This is a genomic window from Azospirillum doebereinerae, assembly GCF_003989665.1.
GTDB lineage: Bacteria > Pseudomonadota > Alphaproteobacteria > Azospirillales > Azospirillaceae > Azospirillum > Azospirillum doebereinerae.
Genome location: NZ_RZIJ01000006.1, coordinates 105,096 through 123,645 on the forward strand (window position 1 = coordinate 105,096; position 18,550 = coordinate 123,645).

Annotated in this window: 16 protein-coding genes; 10 read left to right on the forward strand and 6 right to left on the reverse strand. The window is 71.0% G+C overall.

What is annotated here, in order from left to right; all coding sequences use genetic code 11:
• The first annotated feature begins 113 nt into the window (after positions 1-113).
• Positions 114-2,195 carry a protein-disulfide reductase DsbD family protein gene (locus EJ913_RS09955; RefSeq protein WP_126997298.1) on the forward strand — a complete coding sequence of 694 codons (2,082 nt, stop codon included), beginning with the start codon at positions 114-116 and terminating at the stop codon, positions 2,193-2,195.
• 116 nt (positions 2,196-2,311) lie between these two features.
• Positions 2,312-2,794 (forward strand): peroxiredoxin, encoded by a 483-nt coding sequence (locus tag EJ913_RS09960; RefSeq protein ID WP_126997300.1) that lies wholly within the window; start codon positions 2,312-2,314, stop codon positions 2,792-2,794.
• Positions 2,795-3,030: 236 nt separating this feature from the next.
• Here the strand turns inward: EJ913_RS09960 and EJ913_RS09965 are convergent, their stop codons facing one another.
• The 3 genes from EJ913_RS09965 to mltA are packed head-to-tail and all read right to left on the reverse strand — an operon-like array spanning position 3,031 to position 5,523.
• Entirely contained in the window at positions 3,031-3,795 is a 765-nt protein-coding gene (locus tag EJ913_RS09965) for a TrmH family RNA methyltransferase (RefSeq protein ID WP_126997302.1), read from the reverse strand.
• Between the two features lie 34 nt (positions 3,796-3,829).
• Complete coding sequence (locus tag EJ913_RS09970; RefSeq protein WP_126997304.1) at positions 3,830-4,363, reverse strand: GNAT family N-acetyltransferase; 534 nt, start codon at positions 4,361-4,363, stop codon at positions 3,830-3,832.
• A gap of 8 nt (positions 4,364-4,371) precedes the next feature.
• Positions 4,372-5,523 (reverse strand): murein transglycosylase A, encoded by a 1,152-nt coding sequence (gene mltA / locus EJ913_RS09975; protein ID WP_126997305.1) that lies wholly within the window; start codon positions 5,521-5,523, stop codon positions 4,372-4,374.
• 278 nt (positions 5,524-5,801) lie between these two features.
• Here mltA and EJ913_RS09980 point away from each other — a divergent pair, with 278 nt between their 5' ends.
• The 4 genes from EJ913_RS09980 (at position 5,802) to EJ913_RS09995 (ending at position 10,833) form a co-directional block, all read left to right on the forward strand.
• On the forward strand, positions 5,802-7,184 hold the full coding sequence (locus EJ913_RS09980; protein ID WP_126997307.1) for an RsmB/NOP family class I SAM-dependent RNA methyltransferase: 1,383 nt from the start codon (positions 5,802-5,804) through the stop codon (positions 7,182-7,184).
• A gap of 162 nt (positions 7,185-7,346) precedes the next feature.
• Complete coding sequence (locus tag EJ913_RS09985; protein ID WP_126997309.1) at positions 7,347-8,855, forward strand: leucyl aminopeptidase; 1,509 nt, start codon at positions 7,347-7,349, stop codon at positions 8,853-8,855.
• 179 nt (positions 8,856-9,034) lie between these two features.
• Positions 9,035-9,484, forward strand: a complete 450-nt coding sequence (locus EJ913_RS09990; protein WP_126997311.1) for a DNA polymerase III subunit chi — start codon at positions 9,035-9,037, stop codon at positions 9,482-9,484.
• A 128-nt stretch (positions 9,485-9,612) separates the two neighbouring features.
• Positions 9,613-10,833: an ATP-binding response regulator gene (locus EJ913_RS09995; protein WP_126997313.1), complete on the forward strand. Its 1,221-nt coding sequence runs from the start codon at positions 9,613-9,615 to the stop codon at positions 10,831-10,833.
• A gap of 12 nt (positions 10,834-10,845) precedes the next feature.
• Here EJ913_RS09995 and EJ913_RS10000 read toward each other — a convergent pair whose 3' ends face one another.
• Positions 10,846-11,613, reverse strand: a complete 768-nt coding sequence (locus EJ913_RS10000; RefSeq protein WP_126997315.1) for a class II glutamine amidotransferase — start codon at positions 11,611-11,613, stop codon at positions 10,846-10,848.
• A 150-nt stretch (positions 11,614-11,763) separates the two neighbouring features.
• Entirely contained in the window at positions 11,764-12,789 is a 1,026-nt protein-coding gene (locus EJ913_RS10005; RefSeq protein WP_126997317.1) for a DUF2125 domain-containing protein, read from the reverse strand.
• 109 nt (positions 12,790-12,898) lie between these two features.
• Here EJ913_RS10005 and EJ913_RS10010 point away from each other — a divergent pair, with 109 nt between their 5' ends.
• Positions 12,899-13,519: a gamma-glutamylcyclotransferase gene (locus EJ913_RS10010; protein WP_126997319.1), complete on the forward strand. Its 621-nt coding sequence runs from the start codon at positions 12,899-12,901 to the stop codon at positions 13,517-13,519.
• A gap of 9 nt (positions 13,520-13,528) precedes the next feature.
• Here the strand turns inward: EJ913_RS10010 and EJ913_RS10015 are convergent, their stop codons facing one another.
• Positions 13,529-14,395: a LysR family transcriptional regulator gene (locus EJ913_RS10015; RefSeq protein ID WP_126997321.1), complete on the reverse strand. Its 867-nt coding sequence runs from the start codon at positions 14,393-14,395 to the stop codon at positions 13,529-13,531.
• 111 nt (positions 14,396-14,506) lie between these two features.
• Between EJ913_RS10015 and EJ913_RS10020 the strand changes: the two genes are divergently transcribed.
• From EJ913_RS10020 to EJ913_RS10030, 3 genes are all read left to right on the forward strand, one after another.
• Positions 14,507-15,481 (forward strand): quinone oxidoreductase family protein, encoded by a 975-nt coding sequence (locus EJ913_RS10020; RefSeq protein ID WP_126997323.1) that lies wholly within the window; start codon positions 14,507-14,509, stop codon positions 15,479-15,481.
• Positions 15,482-15,506: 25 nt separating this feature from the next.
• Entirely contained in the window at positions 15,507-17,456 is a 1,950-nt protein-coding gene (locus tag EJ913_RS10025; RefSeq protein WP_126997325.1) for a M1 family metallopeptidase, read from the forward strand.
• Positions 17,457-17,607: 151 nt separating this feature from the next.
• Positions 17,608-18,429: a universal stress protein gene (locus tag EJ913_RS10030; protein WP_126997327.1), complete on the forward strand. Its 822-nt coding sequence runs from the start codon at positions 17,608-17,610 to the stop codon at positions 18,427-18,429.
• Positions 18,430-18,550: the final 121 nt, after the last annotated feature.

Consider the following 18,550-nt stretch of genomic DNA (forward strand, 5'->3'; position numbering starts at 1 on the left):
GGCGTTCTGGTGACGCTTTCACCGGAGTGTGACAGCACCGGTCAAGCTTTGTCACCTATATATGGGCGCGGCTCGATCCGCGTGGCCTTAGAGATATGAGAACAGTGGCGACGATGAAAAGGTATGCCTCTCTTGCGGTCGTCCTTCTGGGAGCGGTCACGCTCGGCCTGACGGCCACGCCGCCGGCCAAGGCCCAGGAGGCCCAAACACCCTGGACCAAGGCCGGGCCGGTCGAGGCGCGGCTGGTCTCCTCGGTGCGTGGAACCGGCGATCTCACGGCGCTGCCGCTGGGGCTGGAACTGCGGCTGGAGCCGGGCTGGAAGACCTACTGGCGTTCCCCCGGCGACGCCGGATTCGCGCCGCGCCTGGACTGGACCGGATCGATGAACCTGAAGGATGCGGCGCTGTCCTACCCGGCGCCGCACCGCTTCTCCGTTCTGGGCTTCGAGACGGCCGGCTACGACGTCGAGGCGCTGTTCCCGATCCGCGCCACCCCGGCCGAACCCGGCAAGCCGGTCGATCTGACGCTGAACGCCGAGTTGCTGGTCTGCTCGGAAATCTGCGTGCCGCAAAACTTCAAGCTCGCGCTGGCGCTTCCGGCCGGGCCGGCCGATCCGTCGGAGTCGGCGAACGACGTCGCCCGTGCGCAGGCGCTGGTGCCGCGCCAGGACAATGGCCTGTTGACCGTCGACGCGGTGCGCGCTTCCGGCGCCGCGCTGGAGGTCGAGGCGACCGCCGCCGAGGGCTTCGTCTCCCCCGACGTCTTCGTGGAGACCGATCCGCCGCTCAGCTTTTCCGCGCCCAAGACGGTGTTCCTCGACAACGACCGCCGGGTCCGCATGACGCTCCAGATGACCGACGCGCCGCAGGGCCTCGACCTCGCCGGGCGGGCGCTGACGCTGACGCTGGTCGACGGCGCCCGCGCGGTCGAGGCTCCGGCCACCGCCGTGCCGGGCGTCGGGGCGGCGTCGGGCGGTCTGGCGGCGATGCTGGGCGTCGCGCTGCTCGGCGGGTTGATCCTGAACCTGATGCCCTGCGTGCTGCCGGTGCTGTCGCTCAAGCTCCTGTCGGTCGTCAAGCAGGGGGGACGCGCGCCGCGCGCGGTGCGGGCGGGCTTCCTCGCCAGCGCGGCCGGCATCCTGACCTCCTTCCTGCTTCTGGCCTCGGCGCTGGTCGCGGTGAAGGCGGCGGGCGGCGCGGTCGGCTGGGGCATCCAGTTCCAGCAGCCGCTGTTCCTCGTCTTCATGGTGGTGCTGGTCACGCTGTTCTCGGCCAACCTGTGGGGGCTGTTCGAGGTGCCCTTGCCCCGCGCGCTGGCCGACCGGCTGGACGGCGACGGGCTGGCCGGTCCCTTCGCCACCGGGGCCTTCGCCACGCTGCTGGCGACGCCCTGCTCGGCACCGTTCCTGGGCACGGCGGTCGGCTTCGCGCTGGCCAAGGGGCCGCTGGAGGTCTTCGCCATCTTCGCGGCGCTGGGGGTGGGGCTGGCTTCGCCCTACCTGCTGGTCGCGGCGTGGCCGCGCGTGGCCGGCTGGCTGCCGCGTCCGGGACGCTGGATGGCGACGCTGAGGGTGGTGATGGGCTTCGCGCTGGCTCTGACGGCGCTATGGCTGCTGTCGGTCCTGACGGTGCAGATCGGCGGCGCGGCGGCGGTCGGGGTCGGGTTGCTGATGCTAGGCTTGGTGGCGGCGCTGGGGATCGGGCGGCGGCTGCCGGCCGCCGGCCGCCGGGCCGGACCCGCGCTGGCCGGGTTGCTGGCGGTGGCGGCCTTCGTCCTGCCGGCGGCGGTCGGCCCCTCGGCGGCGCCGGTCACCGAATCGGCGGCGCGCTGGGTGCCTTTCAGTGAGGCGGCGATCCGCGAGCAGGTCGCCGCCGGGCGCAGCGTGTTCGTGGACGTGACCGCCGACTGGTGCATCACCTGCCAAGCGAACAAGAAACTGGTGCTCAATCGCGGCGCCGTCGCCGCGCGCTTCGACGACCCGGCCCTGATCGCCATGCGCGCCGATTGGACCCGGCCGGACGAGGCCATCGCCCGTTTCCTGGCCGACCATGGCCGCTACGGCATCCCCTTCAACATCGTCTACGGTCCGGGCGCGCCGCAGGGCATCGCGCTGCCAGAGTTGCTGGGCGAGGCGGCGGTGATCGAGGCGCTGGACCGCGCCGCCGGGGCGCAGAGGACGGCCGCCCGTCCGTAACGTGGAATATCCGGCCCTTCCTCCACCGCCCCGCCTTGCGGCGGCGGCCGGGGGTGCCTAGAGTCCCCGCCATCGGAACCATCCGACACGAAAAAAATCAGGAAGGGTTTAGATACATGAGCATCCAAGTTGGCGACACCATCCCGTCGGTCACGTTGAAGCACCTGACCGCCAACGGCATGCAGGACGTGACCACCGACGAGCTGTTCAAGGGTCAGAAGGTGGTCCTGTTCTCGGTCCCCGGCGCCTTCACCCCGACCTGCTCGGCCAAGCACCTGCCGGGCTTCGTCCAGAGCGCCGAGGCGTTGAAGGCCAAGGGTGTGGACCGCGTCGTCTGCGTCGCCGTCAACGACCCGTTCGTGATGCGCGCCTGGGGCGACAAGGGCAACGTCGGCGACGCGGTGTTCCTGCTGCCCGACGGCAACGCGACCTTCACCTCGGCCCTGGGGCTGACGATGGACGGCTCGGCCCACGGCCTGGGCACGCGTGGCCAGCGTTTCGCCCTGGTGGCGGAAGACGGCAAGGTCACCCACGTCGCGGTCGAGGCGCCCGGCAAGTTCGAGGTATCCTCCGCCGAGGCGATCCTCGCGGCGCTGTAATCCGAGAGCCAGGAGTGTCTGACTCTTGGCGGCTTGTGTTGCGGTTGATCATCCGCGCTGATTCTCCGCGTAGAAAATCACCGTTGAGCGAAGCGCAGCCGTGTCCGCCTCGAGCCTCCTCACCGATCTGATCGCTGAGGACTTGGCATCGCTCGGCCATCGGCGAGAACATGGCACGGGTTAGACGACGCCTGCTGGCCAACGCCGTGAAAGCGGCGTTGGCCAATCTCTTTCTCTCAATGCCCCAACGTTGCAAAGCGGGCGAACAGCGCCACGCTTGCCGCGACGGTGGCGTTCAGCGATTCGACGGCGCCCGTCGTCGGCACCGACAGGCGCCACGCCGGGCAATCGGCCGGCACGCCCTGGCCTTCCTCGCCGAGGATCAGCCGCATGTCCGCCGGCCAATCGAAACGGGTCAGGTCCGCGCCGCCACCGTCCAACGCGTAGAGCGGCCCCGCCGCCGTGTTCACCTCGGCCCAACGCGGGCCGCGCAGCAGGGTCAGCGCGAATTGCGCGTTCGACGCCGCGCGCAGGCATTTCGGGTGGAAGGGGTGGGCAGCGCCCTCCAGCAGCACGACGCGCGACGCGCCGAACGCGGCGGCGCTGCGCAGCAGGGCGCCCAGGTTGTTCGGGTCGCCCAGCGCGCAGAGCAGTTCCAAGCCTTGTGGCGGCCGGCTCAGGTCGATCATGGGCATGCGCGGCACGTTGCCGACCAACAGGGGGAAGCCGGTTCCCGACACGTCGAGGATCCGGAACAGCGCGGGCGCCAACTGCACGGGATCGACCCCAGCCGGCAAGGTCCAGCCGGCGACCTGCGTGGGATCGGTGAACAGCAGTCGCTCGAAACGTTCGGGGTGCTGTCGCAGGGCTTCCGGTACGGTCTTCAGCCCGGCGAGCAGGAACTTGCCGTTCTTCTTCAGGCCGCGACCGTCCAGCGCGGATTCCCACAGCTTGAACTGGGCGTTCTGCGGGCTTTCGATGAGCAGCGGCGGACGGGACATGGCGGTCGGCTTTCAGACGGGAACAGGCCCCTGCCTAGCACAGCCTCCGGCCCAAAAACAGCAGTGGCCCGCGTTGCAGGGCATCGGTGAATCCGGCGCGCCGGTAGAACTCCACGTTCCGCGCGAAGACGCCGGTCACCAGATGCACGCCGGGCAGGCCGTCCGCCGCGCAATCCCCGGCGAAGCGGTCGACCAGTTGCCGGCCGATCCCGTGGTCGCGCCAACCGGGGCGGACGTTGACGTGAAGATGCGCGGGATAGGCGGCGAACCGGTCGGCGAAGTCCGTGTATTTCGGAATGGTCCGGGCGAGGGGTTCAGCGCCCGCGCTGTCCTTGCAGCCGGTCAGGTAACCGACCACCGTCCCGTCCTCCGCCAGCGCGATCCAGACATCGTCGGGGGCGTCGGCGAGATACCAGCCGGTCCAGGTCGCGAGGAAGGCCGCACGATCCTCCGGTGAGGCGAACGTCGTCCGCGTCGTGGAGGCGAAGAAGATCTCTTCCAGCGCGGCCAGCGCTGCGGCCCGGTCGGGCAGGGCGGTCAGACGGCACAGCTCGATCGTTTGGCCCATGGTCCCGCCTATTTCCGCTGGGCCGTCTCGATGGACAGGTTGCGCGGCGACAGCATGGTGTAACGCCCACGCGCCTTCATGACGCCGGCCCCGTCCTCCGCCTCCGGTCCGTGGCCCCAATAGAGGTCGCCGCGCACCGGCCCCTTGATCGCGCCGCCGGTGTCCTGCGCCATCACCAGCCGATTGATCGCCCCGCCCGGAACCGGCGCCTCGCGCACCTCCAGCCAGAGCGGCACGCCGAGCGGGATGTGCTCGGCGTCCACCGCGAGGCTGCGGCCCGGCGTCAGCTCCATGTTGCGGGCGCCGCGCGGTCCGCCGTCGCTGCGTTGCTTGAAGAAGACGTAGGAGGGGTTCAGGTTCATCACCGCCGTCGCCTCGGCCGGGTGCTCCTTCAGCCAGCGTCGGATCAGCTGCAGCGACATCTGGTCCGGCGTGGCGTCGCCCCGGTCGATGATGTGGCGGCCGATGGGGAAATAGGAATGGCCGTTCTGCCCGGCGTAGCCGAGACCCACCACCGACCCGTCCGTCATCTGGACCCGGCCCGAACCCTGGATCTCCAGGAAGAAGGCGTCGACCGCGTCGTCCACCCACATCACCTCCAGCCCCTTGCCCTTCAGCGCGCCGTCGGTGATGCGGGCGCGGGTGGGCAGGCCGCGCTTGCCGCGCGCGGGCATCCGGTAGAGCGGAACGTTGAAACGCTCGGTGCGGGTCCAACTGCCGCGCAGCTCGATCTCGTAATAGCCGGTGAACAGCCCGTCCTGCCCGGACCCCAGCGCCACCGGCGTGAAGTAGGTCTCGAAGAAGCGGCGGGCCGCCTCCGGGTCGTTGGCCGGCAGGTCGCGGGCGGCGGCGCAGATCGAGCGCCAATCGTCGGTGGTCCCGGCGGCGCGCAACGGACCCAGCGCGCGGCCCGGCGGTTGTCCCTTCACCCAGCCGCAGGTGCGCTGCACGGCGGGCACCGCCTGGGCGTGGTCGTCGTCGATCCAGCCGGCGAGCGTGCGGAAGTCGGGGGCCACCTGATCCAGGCCGGGCCGCTGCGCCAGCGGGCGCTGGGCGCTTCCCGGCGCCTCGGTTCCGGCGCAGGCCGCCAGCAAAGCCAAGCCACACACCGCCGCCGCGCGCGTCACCGCACGCACAACACTCCCGTCGACCGCCGCCATCGCGCACGCCCCCGCCCAAGACCACGAATTTTCACAAAAAGGCCCAGGAAACGTCCGGCCGCGGCTGTCACGGCTTGGTCACATCCCCCAATCGTTTTTGCCGGGAGGCGGGGAGGCCGTCAACGACTGTTTGCGATTTCGGACTAGCCCGTGCGGTGTTGTCACGGTCCTTTGCGCGCGATGCGTGACAAGACCCCGTCAAACGCGGTATCGACAGGGCGGGGCCGGCGCCGTTTCGCGCCCGTCGTCCCATGACTTTTCCCAGCAGGACCTTCGCCATGACCCCCGCCGCCCGCCTCCAGGCGGTCATCGATCTGTTGACCGAGATCGACGAGACCCCGCGCCCCGCCGACGCGGTGATGAGCGCCTATTTCCGCAACCGGCGCTACATCGGGTCGAAGGACCGCACCCACATCGCGCAGACCTCCTACGCGATCCTGCGGCGTCACGCGCGGCTGGGCTGGTGGATCGAGCGGACGGGCTTCCCGCGCGCCACGCCGCGCGCCCGCGTGCTGGCCTATTCGCTGCTGGAGGAGCGCCGCAACGCCGGCGTCGTGCTGGAGATGTTCAGCGGCGGCAAGTTCGCTCCGGCCCGGCTGACGGACGACGAGCTGGCGCTGGTCACCGCGCTGGACACCCACACGCTCGACCATCCGGAGATGCCCGAGACCGTGCGCGTCGAGTGCCCGGACTGGGCGGAAGGCCCGATGCGCGCCGCGCTCGGCGACCGTTTCGCGGTGGAGATGGAGAAGCTGCTGGAAGCGGCGCCGCTCGACCTGCGCGTCAATTCGATGAAGGCCAACCAGGCGAGCGCGATCAAGGCGCTGTCCAAGGTGCAGATCGTCGCGGAGACGACGCAGTGGTCGCCCTGGGGCCTGCGGGTCAAGGGCCGTCCGCAGCTGGCCGGCGTCGGCGCCTTCAAGGACGGTCTGGTCGAGATCCAGGACGAGGGCTCGCAGCTGGTGGCGCTCGCCGTGGCGCCCAAGCCCGGCCATCAGGTGGTGGATTTCTGCGCCGGAGCCGGCGGCAAGACGCTGGCCATCGCCGCGCGCATGAAGAACAAGGGCCGCGTCGTCGCCTGCGACGTGCTGGAAAAGCGCCTGAAGCGCGCCACCGAGCGGTTCCGCCGCGCCGGCCTGCACAACATCGAGGCGCACCCGCTGACCAGCGAGCGCGATCCCTGGGTGAAGCGCCACAAGCGCAAGTTCGACCGCGTGCTGGTGGACGCGCCGTGTTCGGGCACCGGCACGTGGCGCCGCAACCCCGACGCCCGCTGGCGTCAGCTGGGGCCGGGGCTGGAGCAGTTGCTGCCCCTGCAGGCCAACATCCTGGACAGCGCGGCGCGTCTGGTGAAGCCGGGCGGGCGGCTGATCTACGCGACCTGCTCGATGCTGCACGACGAGAACGAGGGGCAGGTCGCGGCCTTCCTGGAGACCCACCCCGACTTCACGGTGAAGCCCATCGCCGAGGTCTGGGCGGAGGAGGAGGCCGGTCCGTCGCCGGTCGAGGGTGACTTCCTGCGCCTGACCCCGGCCCGCCACGACACCGACGGCTTCTTCGCCGCCGTGCTGGAGCGCAAGGCGGAGGAAGCCGTTGCGGAAGAGGACGCCGGCATGGAAGAAGTCGATCCGGCGGAACTGGCCACGGCCATCGACGCCTGACAGCGCCTGATACCGCCTGTTTTCGCCGAGCGAAGGGGCCTTCCGGCCCTTTCGCCGCCTTGACAGGCGGGGTGGCGCGCTCTTTATGGCTGGGGTAGGGTTTCCCCCAACCCCTTCATCCGGAGCGCGCCCGCGTTTCCGGTCCCTTTCCAAGAGGACCACATGAAGTTCTCCTTCGCCAAGCCGTCCCTGCCCAGCAGCGGCATCGTCGCCGTCACCGTCGCCGCCGAGCGCGGCCTCGGCGCGCTCGGCCAGAGCCTCGACCAGAAGACCGGCGGCGCGCTGACCCGCGCGATGGCCGCCGCCCGCTACAACGGCAAGAAGGACGAGACGCTGACCCTGCTGGCCCCGGCGGGCGTCGAACTGGAGCGCATCCTGTTGGTCGGCGTCGGCAAGGCCGAGGAGATCACCGACCTCGCCCTGCAATCGGCCGGCGGCACGCTGTTCGCCGCGCTGGACAAGGCGGCGGACAAGGCCTCGGTGCTGGTCGACCTGCCGGCGAACGCGGCGCTGTCGGGCGCCAAGGCCGCCGCCGAGATCGCGTTCGGCGCCCGCCTGCGCTCCTACAAGTTCGACAAGTACAAGACCAACGACAAGAAGGCCGACAAGAAGGACCCCAAGCCGTCGCTGCGCAAGCTGACGCTGCTGGTCGAGGAGGCCGACGCCGCCGAGACCGCCTTCGCGACGCTGGACGGGCTGGCCGACGCGGTGTTCTTCGCCCGCGATCTGGTGTCGGAGCCGGCGAACGTCATCTACCCGGAGACGCTGGCCGACCGCACCAAGGCGCTGGCGGAATACGGCGTCGAGGTCGAGATCCTCGACCCCAAGAAGCTGCGCAAGATCGGCATGGGCGCGCTGCTGGGCGTGGCGCAGGGCAGCGCCCAGGAGGCGCGCGTCGTCGTCATGCGCTACAACGGCAACGGCGACGCCGAGGACCAGCGCCCGGTCGCCTTCATCGGCAAGGGCGTGACCTTCGACACCGGCGGCATCTCCATCAAGGGGGCCGGCGGCATGGAGGACATGAAGTGGGACATGGGCGGCTCGGCGACCGTCATCGGCACCATGTACGCGCTGGCCGCCCGCAAGGCCAAGGTCAACGCCGTCGGCATCGTCGGGCTGGTGGAGAACATGCCGTCGGGCACCGCGCAGCGGCCGGGCGACATCGTCACCTCGCTGTCGGGCCAGACCATCGAGGTCATCAACACCGACGCCGAGGGGCGGCTCGTGCTGGCCGACTGTCTGTGGTACGCGCAGGACGTGTTCAAGCCCAAGCTGATGATCGACCTCGCCACCCTGACCGGCGCCATCATCACCGCGCTGGGGCATGAGCACGCCGGGCTGTTCTCCAACGACGACGATCTGGCGATGAACCTGACGGCCGCCGGCCTGAAGGTCGGCCAGCCGGTCTGGCGCCTGCCGATGAACGACGCCTACGACAAGGAGATCGAGACCCCGGCCGCCGACATGAAGAACGTCGGTTCGGGCGGCGGGGCCGGCAGCATCGTCGGCGCGCAGTTCCTCAAGCGCTTCGTCAACGACCTGCCCTGGGCGCACATCGACATCGCCGGCGTGGCCTGGGCGAAGAAGGACAGCGCCACGGTGCCGAAGGGCGCCACGGCCTTCGGCGTGCGCCTGCTCGACCGCTTCGTGGCCGATTTCCACGAGGGATGACGAATCTCCCTCTCCCGCCCCGGGAGAGGGAAGGGGCCCGCTGAAAGCGGGAAGGGTGAGGGGCTGTCGGGTGTGGTACGAATCCATGTTCCGATAGCCCCTCACCCTCCCCACGCCTATCGCCGTGGGTCCTCTCCCTCTCCCGGGGCGGGAGAGGGCTTTGCAAGCCGGTGCGCTCCATGACCGAAGTCCGTTTCTACCATCTGCAACGCCGCACGCTGGAGCAGGCGCTTCCCAAGATCCTCGAAAAGGTTCTGGAGCGGAACTGGCGCGCCGTGGTGCTGGCCGGCTCGGCGGAGCGGGTGGACGCGCTGAACCAGCATCTTTGGACCTACGACCCGAACTCCTTCCTGCCGCACGGCGCCGCGCGCGACGGGTTCGCCGACAAGCAGCCGGTCTGGCTGACCGCCGAGGACGAGAACCCCAACGGGGCCACCGTGCTGGTCACGGTCGACGGGTCGGTCAGCGACAAGATGGGCGGCTACGATCTGGTCTGCGACCTGTTCGACGGCAACGACGAGGAGGCGGTGTTCGCCGCGCGCGACCGCTGGAAGCTGTGCAAGGCCGCTGGCCACGCCCTGACATACTGGCAGCAGAACGAGCGGGGCGGCTGGGACAAGCGGGCCTGATTTCCGCAAGAGTAATTTCCGCGACCGATTGTCGGTCTCAGCGATAAAACGATTGCATTTGGGCTTTGTCCCGGCAAGGCTTGTGGTCTCGTCAGACGGTTCATGTCGAACGCGAAGGCCGCCTACCGATGATCCGAAGCCAGATCGACCCGTCGCTCGAACGCCGGATCAAGGACGCCGGCATTCTGATCGTGGACGACAACCTGTCCAACGTCGAACTGCTGCGCGAAATCCTGACCCACGACGGCTACACCCGCATCCGGGGGGAGACCGATCCGCGCAAGGTTCCGGCCCTCTGCGAGGCCGAGCCCTTCGACCTGCTGCTCATCGACATCCGCATGCCGCACATGAGCGGATTCGAGCTGATGGAGCGGCTGAAGCCGATCTTCGGCGCCGATTACGTGCCGATCCTGGTGCTGACCGCCCAGACCGACCAGGAAACCCGGCGCAAGTCGCTGGAACTCGGCGCCAACGACTTCCTGACCAAGCCCTTCATCGCCTGGGAACTGCTGCACCGAGTCCGCAACATGGTGGAGATCCGCACGCTCTACCGGATCGCCGCCGAGCAGAACCGCGACCTGGAGCGCCGCGTCGCCGAACGCACGGTCGAGTTGACCGGCGCGCTGCACGCCGCCCGGCAGGCCGACCGCGCCAAGCTGGACTTCCTGTCGGTGATGAGCCACGAGCTGCGCACGCCGCTGAACTCGATCATCGGCTTCGCCGACGTGCTGGGCAGCGAGGGGATGGGCAAGCTCGGCCACCCCGAATACATCGAATACGCCAAGCTGATCGAGGAAAGCGGCAAGGCGCTGCTGACCATGGTCAACAACATCCTCGACTACACGCGCGGTTCCACCGGGGCCATCGAGCTGCAGGAATCCGACGTCAACCTGCCGCAGCTGCTGTCGGGCTGCGTCGACATGCTGGCGCCCAAGGCCGACCCCAAGCGGCTGACGATGGCCGTGCGGCCCTGCGCTCCGTTCCGGGTGCGCGCCGACCAGCGGCGGCTGCGCGAGATGATCCTGAACGTGCTCGACAACGCGGTGAAGTTCACGCCGTCCGACGGCCATGTCCTGGCCTCGGTCGAGCGGCGTCCGGACGGCGTGGCCGTCGTCGTCCGCGACGACGGGCCGGGGATTCCGCCCGACATTCTGGGCCTGATCTTCAACCCTTTCGTCCAGGCCGAACGCACGCTGGTGCGCCAGCACGAGGGGATTGGGCTGGGTCTGCCGATCGTCCGCCGATTCGCCGAACTGCACGGCGGCAGCGTGGAACTGGACAGCGTGCCAGGGCAGGGGACCTCCGTGACGATCCTGCTGCCCAGCGAGCGCCTGTCGCCTTGTCTCTGATGATGTCCGAGGTTAGTGGAAGGTGAAGCTTTCCGGCGCGCCGCCGACGCGGGCGACCAAGCCGCCGCCGGACGGAACCGGGCGCCACTGGTCGCGCTGGGCGTCGACCGGCTCCGACACCACGATCAGCCCGTCGCCGCTGGCCCGCCAGTAAAGGCTGGGCGGCTTGTTGTCGGAGGCCCAGCGCACCGCCCACACCCGCTCGCCGTCGGTCCAGGTCGCGGTGAAGCGCAGCGGCGCGGTGACTCCGGTGGCCGCCATCTCGTCGCGGATCGCGTGCAGGACCTTGCGGAAGGCGCCGACCGAATCCTCCTCCAGCCCCTGGCCCAGCGCCGCGAGGAAGATCGCCTCGCTGTCGGTGGTGCCGGTCCGGGTGGCGTAGAGGTGGTCGGGGATCATCGCCTCGACCTTGCGGCGCAGCCGGGTCCAGTCGCCGATCTGGCCGTTGTGCATGAACAGGAAGCGCCCGGCCTTGAAGGGGTGGCAGTTGGCCCGGCTGACCGCCGTCCCGGTCGCCGCCCGCACATGGGCGAAGAACAGGTGCGAGCGGACATGGCTGCAGATCGATTGCAGGTTCTCGTCCGACCAAGCCGGGCGGATCTCGCAGTAGCGGCCGGGCTCGGTGCGCTCGCTGTACCAGCCGACGCCGAACCCGTCGCCGTTGGTCTCGGTCTTCGCCTCGGCCGCGTGCATGGACTGCTCGATCAGCGAGTGGCAGGGCGTGCAGACCAGGGTCTCCAGCAGCACCGGCTCACCGCAATAGGCAAGGAAACGACACATCGGCGGACACACCATGGGAAGCCGCGCAGGGGTGCGTCACTTTGACCAGATCGGCGCTGTGAAACAAGACACCCTCTTCACGGAACCGTCATACGACCCCGGACCTGTTGCCTTTCCGCCTGCTTTGATTGGTGATACCAGCAGTCGGTGTCACCACGCGACGATCGGCATCGCCGCGATTTTCAGCGGGCCGAGGTAAAGTGCGCGGTTCTGCACGGTCACCGGCGCGGTGATCACCGGTTCGCCGCCCGGCCCGCTCGGGCGCGCCAGCATGGTCAGCACGGTGCGGGCCAGCGCCGCCTCGTTCGGGCGCATCATCGGCTTGAGGACGTCCAGCACGGCGTTCGCCCCACGGATTTCCGCCGTCAACGCGGCCTGCGGCTGAAGCTGGCCGTCCAGCGCCAGCGTGCCGTTCATCGCGACCGCCAGCGGACCCCAGTCCAGCCCCAGTCGGTCCAACTCCACCGTGCCGCCGTCGCGGCTCCAGGCGGACAGGCTGGCCGGCTCGGGACGCGGCGGGCGGCCCAGCACGCGCGCCGTCAGCTCGGCCTTGGTCACCGAGCGGCCCAGCGACGGCGGCGCGCTTTCCGGCAGCGTCACCCCGTTGGCGGTCATCGACACGGTGAGGCCGGTGGCGGTGTGGTCGGCCGGCGGCGCGCTCGGCTGGGCCGCGCTGATCTCCAGCGCGGCGATGGGAACCGGAAATTCCGCCGCCTGCGCGACCAGATCGGTGAAGGACAGGCGCATCTGCTCGACGCTGCCCACCAGCGTCCACACCGCCTGCCCGGTCCCGCCGCCGCGCGCGGTCACGTCCAGCGGCGGCTGGCCGGCCTGGACCAGAGTCAGCCGCTGCTCGCCCGGCAGGCTCAGCGCCACATGGGTGACTTTCCACGGCGCCGCCTCGGCGACCAGCCGGGGGCCACGCCACTCGGCACCGCGCAGCGCCAGATGGGGCTGCTCCAGCACCGCACGCAGGATCAGGGGGAAGCCGCCAACCGTGAGCCCGCCATGCTCGACCAGCGCGCCGTTGGTCCGCTGCTCCTCGATCCAGGCGAGGACGCCGCGTTCGACGGCGCGGGCGGCCTGCCACCACCAGACGGCGTAGCCGGCGAGCGGCAGCGCCACGACCAGAACCAGAATCAGGCCGAACCGGCCGCGCAGCTTGGGGAATCGCATCGGTGGGATCGTCCGTTCCGTGTCGGTCCCGTTATAGCGACCGGGACGGAGCCATGCTAGGCTTCCCCCTTCCCGGCGCAGCCGTCGCGCCGGTCGCGCCATCCGGATCATGCCGCCCGATTCGCACAGCGACACGCACAGCGCCCTCCGTCCCGTCTGGTCGTCCGACATCGCCGTCACGCCGGGCGCCGATCTCTGGGTCTTCGGCTACGGCTCCCTGATGTGGAATCCGGGCTTCCCCTTCGTCGAGCGCCACGCGGCGACGCTGGGCGGCTACCACCGGCGCTTCTGCGTCGCCTCGCACCGCTACCGGGGCACGCCGGAACGGCCGGGGCTGGTGCTGGGCCTCGACCGGGGCGGCTCCTGCCGGGGCATCGTCTTCCGCGTCGCGGCGGACCACGTACCCGACGCGCTGGACTATCTCTGGGAACGGGAGATGGACAACCGGGTCTACCGCCCGAAGATCCTGCGCGTTCGCCTGCGCGACGGGTTGTCGGCGGAGGGCGCCGGAGCGGTGGACGCCTGCTGCTTCATCGTGGACCGCGAGAGCCGGCAGTATTGCGGCTGTCTGGACGACGGCGTCGTCGTCGAACGGATCGCCGGCTGCTGCGGCGCGCGCGGGCCGAACATCGAGTACCTCGCCAACACCGTCGAGCATCTCGACGAACTGGGCATCCGTGACGTCGCGCTGCACCGGCTCTATCAGGCCGTCCGCCGCCACGGCGGTTGACGGGGCGCGTCAGCCTTCGAGCAACGCGCGCTCGGCGGTCACGATGTCGATCAGCGCGTCCATCACCGCCCGCACCCGCGCCGACCGCCGCAAATCGGGGTGGACCAGCAGCCACAGCTCGCGCGGCTCCGGCTCGGTCGCGGTGGGGATCGTCACCAGGGCCGGGTCGGGGCGGCCGAGGAAATGCGGGATGGCGGCGATCCCCACCTCCGTCCGCGCGGCGGCGAGCAGACTCACCAGATCGTTGGCGCGGAAGGCGAAGGGCCGCCCGTCCATCAGGCCCCGCAGCCAGCGCTGCTGCGGGACATGGTCCATGCTCTCGTCGTAGCCGATGAACTCCCAGTCGGCCGGGGCGCGGCCCTCCAGATAGCCGGGCGTGGTGTAGAGGCCGTAGCCCATGGCGCCGAGCCGCCGGGCGATCAGCCCCTCGTCCTCCGGCCGGCTGAGGCGGACGGCGAGGTCGGCCTCGCGCCGGGTCAGGCTGACGGCGCGGGCGTCGCCCACCAGCTCCACCACCAGCCTGGGCATGCGCCGCCGCAGCCCCGCCAGACGCGGCGTCAGGAAATGGCTGGCGAAGGCCGGCGGGGCGGACAGGCGGACGAGGCCGGCGGGCTCGCCCGGCTGGCCCTGCGCGTGGCGCTCCACCGCCAGCACGGCGTCTTCCACCCGGCCCGCCAGCCCGGCGACGGCGTCGCCCTCCGCCGTCGGGGCGTAGCCGCGCGGCAGGCGGTCGAACAGCCGGACGCCCAGCGCGGCCTCCAGCGCCGCGACCCGGCGGGCCACCGTGCTGTGGTCGACACCGAGATCCCGTGCCGTCGCCGACAGGCTGCCGCTGCGGGCGAGCGCCAGGAACACGCGGAGGTCATCCCAGTTCATGCCACCCTCTGCGCAAAAATCCCCGGAACCTGGGCGATCATGCCGAATGTCCGGGCGCGAAGCCACGGGATACCGTCCGCTCCTCGCAACCGATGACGGAAAGGCCTTTCCATGATCCGCTCCATTCGCCTGCACCGGCCCGGCGGTCCCGACGCTCTGACGATCGACCGGATCGACTTGCCGCCGCCCGGCGCCGGGGAACTGCGCATCCGCCACGCGGCGGCGGGCGTCAACTATGTGGACGTCTACCACCGCACCGGGCTGTACCCGTTGCCGGCGCTTCCCGCCGTGCTCGGGGTGGAGGCGGCCGGCACCGTCGAGGCGGTCGGGCCGGGGGTGTCCGGCTTCGCCGTCGGCGACCGGGTCGCCTGGGCCGGGCTGCCGGCGGGCGGCTACGCCGAGGCGCGCCTGCTGCCGGCCGAGCGCGCGGTCCGCCTGCCCGATGGCGTGGAGCCGGTCGCGGCGGCCTCCCTGCTGCTGCGCGGCATCACCGCCCACATGCTGCTGACCCGCGTCCATCCGGTCGGGCCGGGCAGCGTCCTGCTGGTCCACTCGGCGGCGGGCGGGCTGGGTTTGGTCCTGACCCAATGGGCCAAGAGCCTGGGCGCCACCGTGATCGGCACGGTCGGCAGCCCCGACAAGGGGGCCATCGCCCGCGACCACGGGCTGGACCACGCCATCCTCTACCGCGACACCGACTTCGTCGCGGAGGTCCGCGCGCTGACTGGCGGGCGCGGGGTCGATTTCGCCGTGGATGGCATCGGCGGCAACACGCTCAAGCGGACGCTCGACGCCGTGCGCCCCTTCGGCACGGTCGCCAGCGTCGGGCAGGCCGCCGGACCGATCCCGGCGCTGGAGGTGACGGAGATCGGGCCGCGCCGCTCGCTCAGCCTGTCGCGGCCCAGCGTGTTCGGCTACATGGCCGATCCCGCCACCTACCGCGCGGCGGCGACCGAGGTGCTGGGCCGGGTGGCCGGCGGCCTGCGCGCCGGACCGGTGACGGTCCTGCCCCTGGAGCGCGCCGCCGAGGCCCACCGCACGCTGGAAGGGCGGGGATCCGGCGGCGTTCTGGTGCTGGTGCCGTAGGGCGGAAGCCGCCTATGCTGGGGGCATGCCGATCCTGCGCTTCGCCCCCGTCCTGATGGTCGTGGCCCTGGTCCTGGGCGTGATCGCCCCGGTCCGGGCGGCGGCCGTCCACCACGACCTCGACGTGACCCTCGATCCCGCCGCCGGGACTTTGGAGGTGTCGGACCGCCTGCGCCTGCCGCCCGGCGCGCGGGAGTTCCGGCTGGCCCCGGAACTGGCGGTGCGCGAGGCCAGCGTCGCCGGCCGTTCCTTGCCGGTGCGGCGCGACGGCGACCGCCTGCGGTTGACCGTGCCGGACGGAGCGGACGACGTGCTGATCCGCTACGGCGGCACCCTGCCGGCCTTCGCCGCGAGGACTGACCGCGCCGCCGGGGCCGAGGGCGCCTTCCTACCGGGGCTGTCGGGCTGGCTGCCCTCCACCGGCCTGGAGCCGCCGAGCTGGCGCCTGTCGGTGCGGGTGCCGGCGCCCTTCCTCGCCGTGGCGACCGGCCGGCTGGTGGAGGAGACTCGTGGGGCCGATTTCTACCGCGCCGTCTTCGAGGAGACCCGCAGCGTCGAGGAGCCCTCGCTGTTCGCCGGGGCCTGGACGGTCGCGGAGCGGATGCACGGCACGCTCCGCCTGCGCGTCTACGGCCATCCGGAGCACGCGCCGGTGGCCGAGGAGTATCTCGACCTGACCGCTCGGAGCATCGACGGCTACGCGGCGCGGATCGGTCCCTATCCCTTCGACGGGCTCTCCATCGTCTCGGTGCCGCCGCCGGTCGGGCTGGGCTTTCCGGGGCTGACGGCGCTGGGCCGCGCGGTGCTGCCGCTGCCCTTCGTGCGGAGCCAGTCGCTGACCCACGAGATCCTCCACAACTGGTGGGGCAACGGCGTCCGGGTGGGCGAGGGCGGCAACTGGTCGGAGGGGCTGACCAACTATCTGGCCGACCACGCCGCCGCCCAGGCGCGCGACCCCGCCGCCGGGCGGGCGATGCGGCTGGACTGGCTGCGCGACTACGCGGCGCTGCCGCCCGAGCGCGACAGCCGATTGACCGAGTTTCGCGTGAAGAGCCACGACGCCTCGCAGATCGTCGGCTACGGCAAGGTGGCGCTGCTGTTCCACATGCTGCGCGACGAGATCGGATCCGAGGCCTTCGACGGGGGCCTGCGCGGGTTCTGGGCGGGCCACGCCTTCCAGGACGCCGGCTGGAGCGACCTGCGCAAGGCCTTCGAGGGGGCCGCCAAGCGCGACCTCGAAGGCTTCTTCGCGCAATGGCTCGACCGGCGGGGGGCGCCGTCGCTCACCCTGGTCGGCGCGCGGATGGAGGGCGACTCCGTCGCGCTGACCCTGCGGCAGGAGGCCGATCCACCCTACGCCCTGTCGGTTCCGGTGGAAGTCGAGACCGCGAACGGCGTCGAGCGGCACCGCGTGCGGCTGGACGGCCGCGAGACCACCGCGACCCTACGCGTCGCCGCCCGCCCGCTGGCGGTGGCGGTCGATCCCGGCATGGATCTGTTCCGCCGGCTCGATCCCGGCGAGACGGCCACGATCCTGCGCGACGTGACCCTGCATCCGGGCACCGCCATGGTGCTCGCGGCGCCGGAGGGGGAGGCCAGGGCTGCGGCCCAGACGCTCGCCGCCCGCCTGCTGGACGGCAAGGCGGGGAAGGGGGTGGAGGGTCCGGGCGTTCCGCTGCTGCTGGTCGGCACCGACGAGGGGGTCGCGTCGGCGCTGGCCGCGCGTGGCCTGCCGCCGGTTCCAGCCTCGTTGACTGGCCGGGGAAGCGCGCGGGTGTGGACCATCCGCTCGCCGGAACGCGCCCCGGTGCTGGCCGTGTCCGGCGCGGACGCCGCCGCCTTGCAGGCCCTGCTGCGGCCCCTGCCGCATTACGGGCGGCAGAGCTGGCTGGTCTTCGACGGTGGCAAGGCGACGGACCGGGGCGTCTGGCCGGTGGGTGACAGCCCGCTGCGGCGCTTCGTGGAGAGCCCGTGACCCGCGCGGCGTCCCCTTTCGAGGCCGCGACACTTCGCCGCATCTTCGATAGGCTTGCTGCGCATACACATGATGGCACCATGAAACAATCACCGGCCCGGCGATCCCCATCAAGGGCTTAGGGCCGGATCAAGACAGCGGGAGAAGCGCCATGCCCTACAAACACATCCTGGTCCATCTGGATTCCAGCCCGCATGTCGGGACGCGGCTCGACGCCGCCGTCGCGCTGGCGACCAAGCACGGCGCCTTCCTGCGCGGCCTGTTCGCGCAAGGCGACCGCAACGCCACCAGCATCATCGCCCGCCGCCCCAGCGAGCATCTGACCGAAGCGGCGGCGGCCAGCGAGGCGCTGTTCAAGGAAAAGCTCGCCGCGTCGGGCCTGCAAGGCCAGTGGCACGGGCTGACCCACGGCGAGCACAACCACGTGATCCGCGAGGTCATCATCTGGTCGCGCTTCGCCGACCTCACGATTCTCGGCCAATACGACCGCGAGATCGGTTCGCTCGGCGCGCCGGAGGAACTGAACGAGCAGGTGGTGCTGAACTCCGGCCGCCCGGTTCTGGTGATCCCCTACGCCGGGACCTTCCCGGTGATCGGCAAGCGCGTCGCCGTCGCCTGGAACGCCGAGCGCGAGGCCGCCCGCGCCCTGTCCGACGCCCTACCGCTGCTGGAGGGGGCCGCCGAGGTGACGGTCATCACCGTGCTGACCCAGGCGGCGTCCAGTCAGGCCGAAACCCCGCGCGTCGGCGTGCTCGACCATCTGGCGCTGCACGGGATCAAGGCGGAGCAGACGCATTTCACCGTGACCGACATCGGCGCGATGGACGCGCTGTTGGCCCGCAGCATGGACACCGGCGCCGACCTGCTGGTGATGGGCGCGCACGGCCATTACGGCTTCCCGTTCCTGCACCGCGGCAGCGGGACGCGGCACGTGCTGCGGACCTGCCCGGTGCCGCTGCTGCTTTCGCATTGAGGTTTTCCCTCTCCCGCCCCGGGAGAGGGTGGCCCGCAGGGCCGGGTGAGGGGCTATCGGGTGTGGTACGAAATCCATGTCCCGATAGCCCCTCACCCTCCCCGCTTCGCGGGTCCCCTCC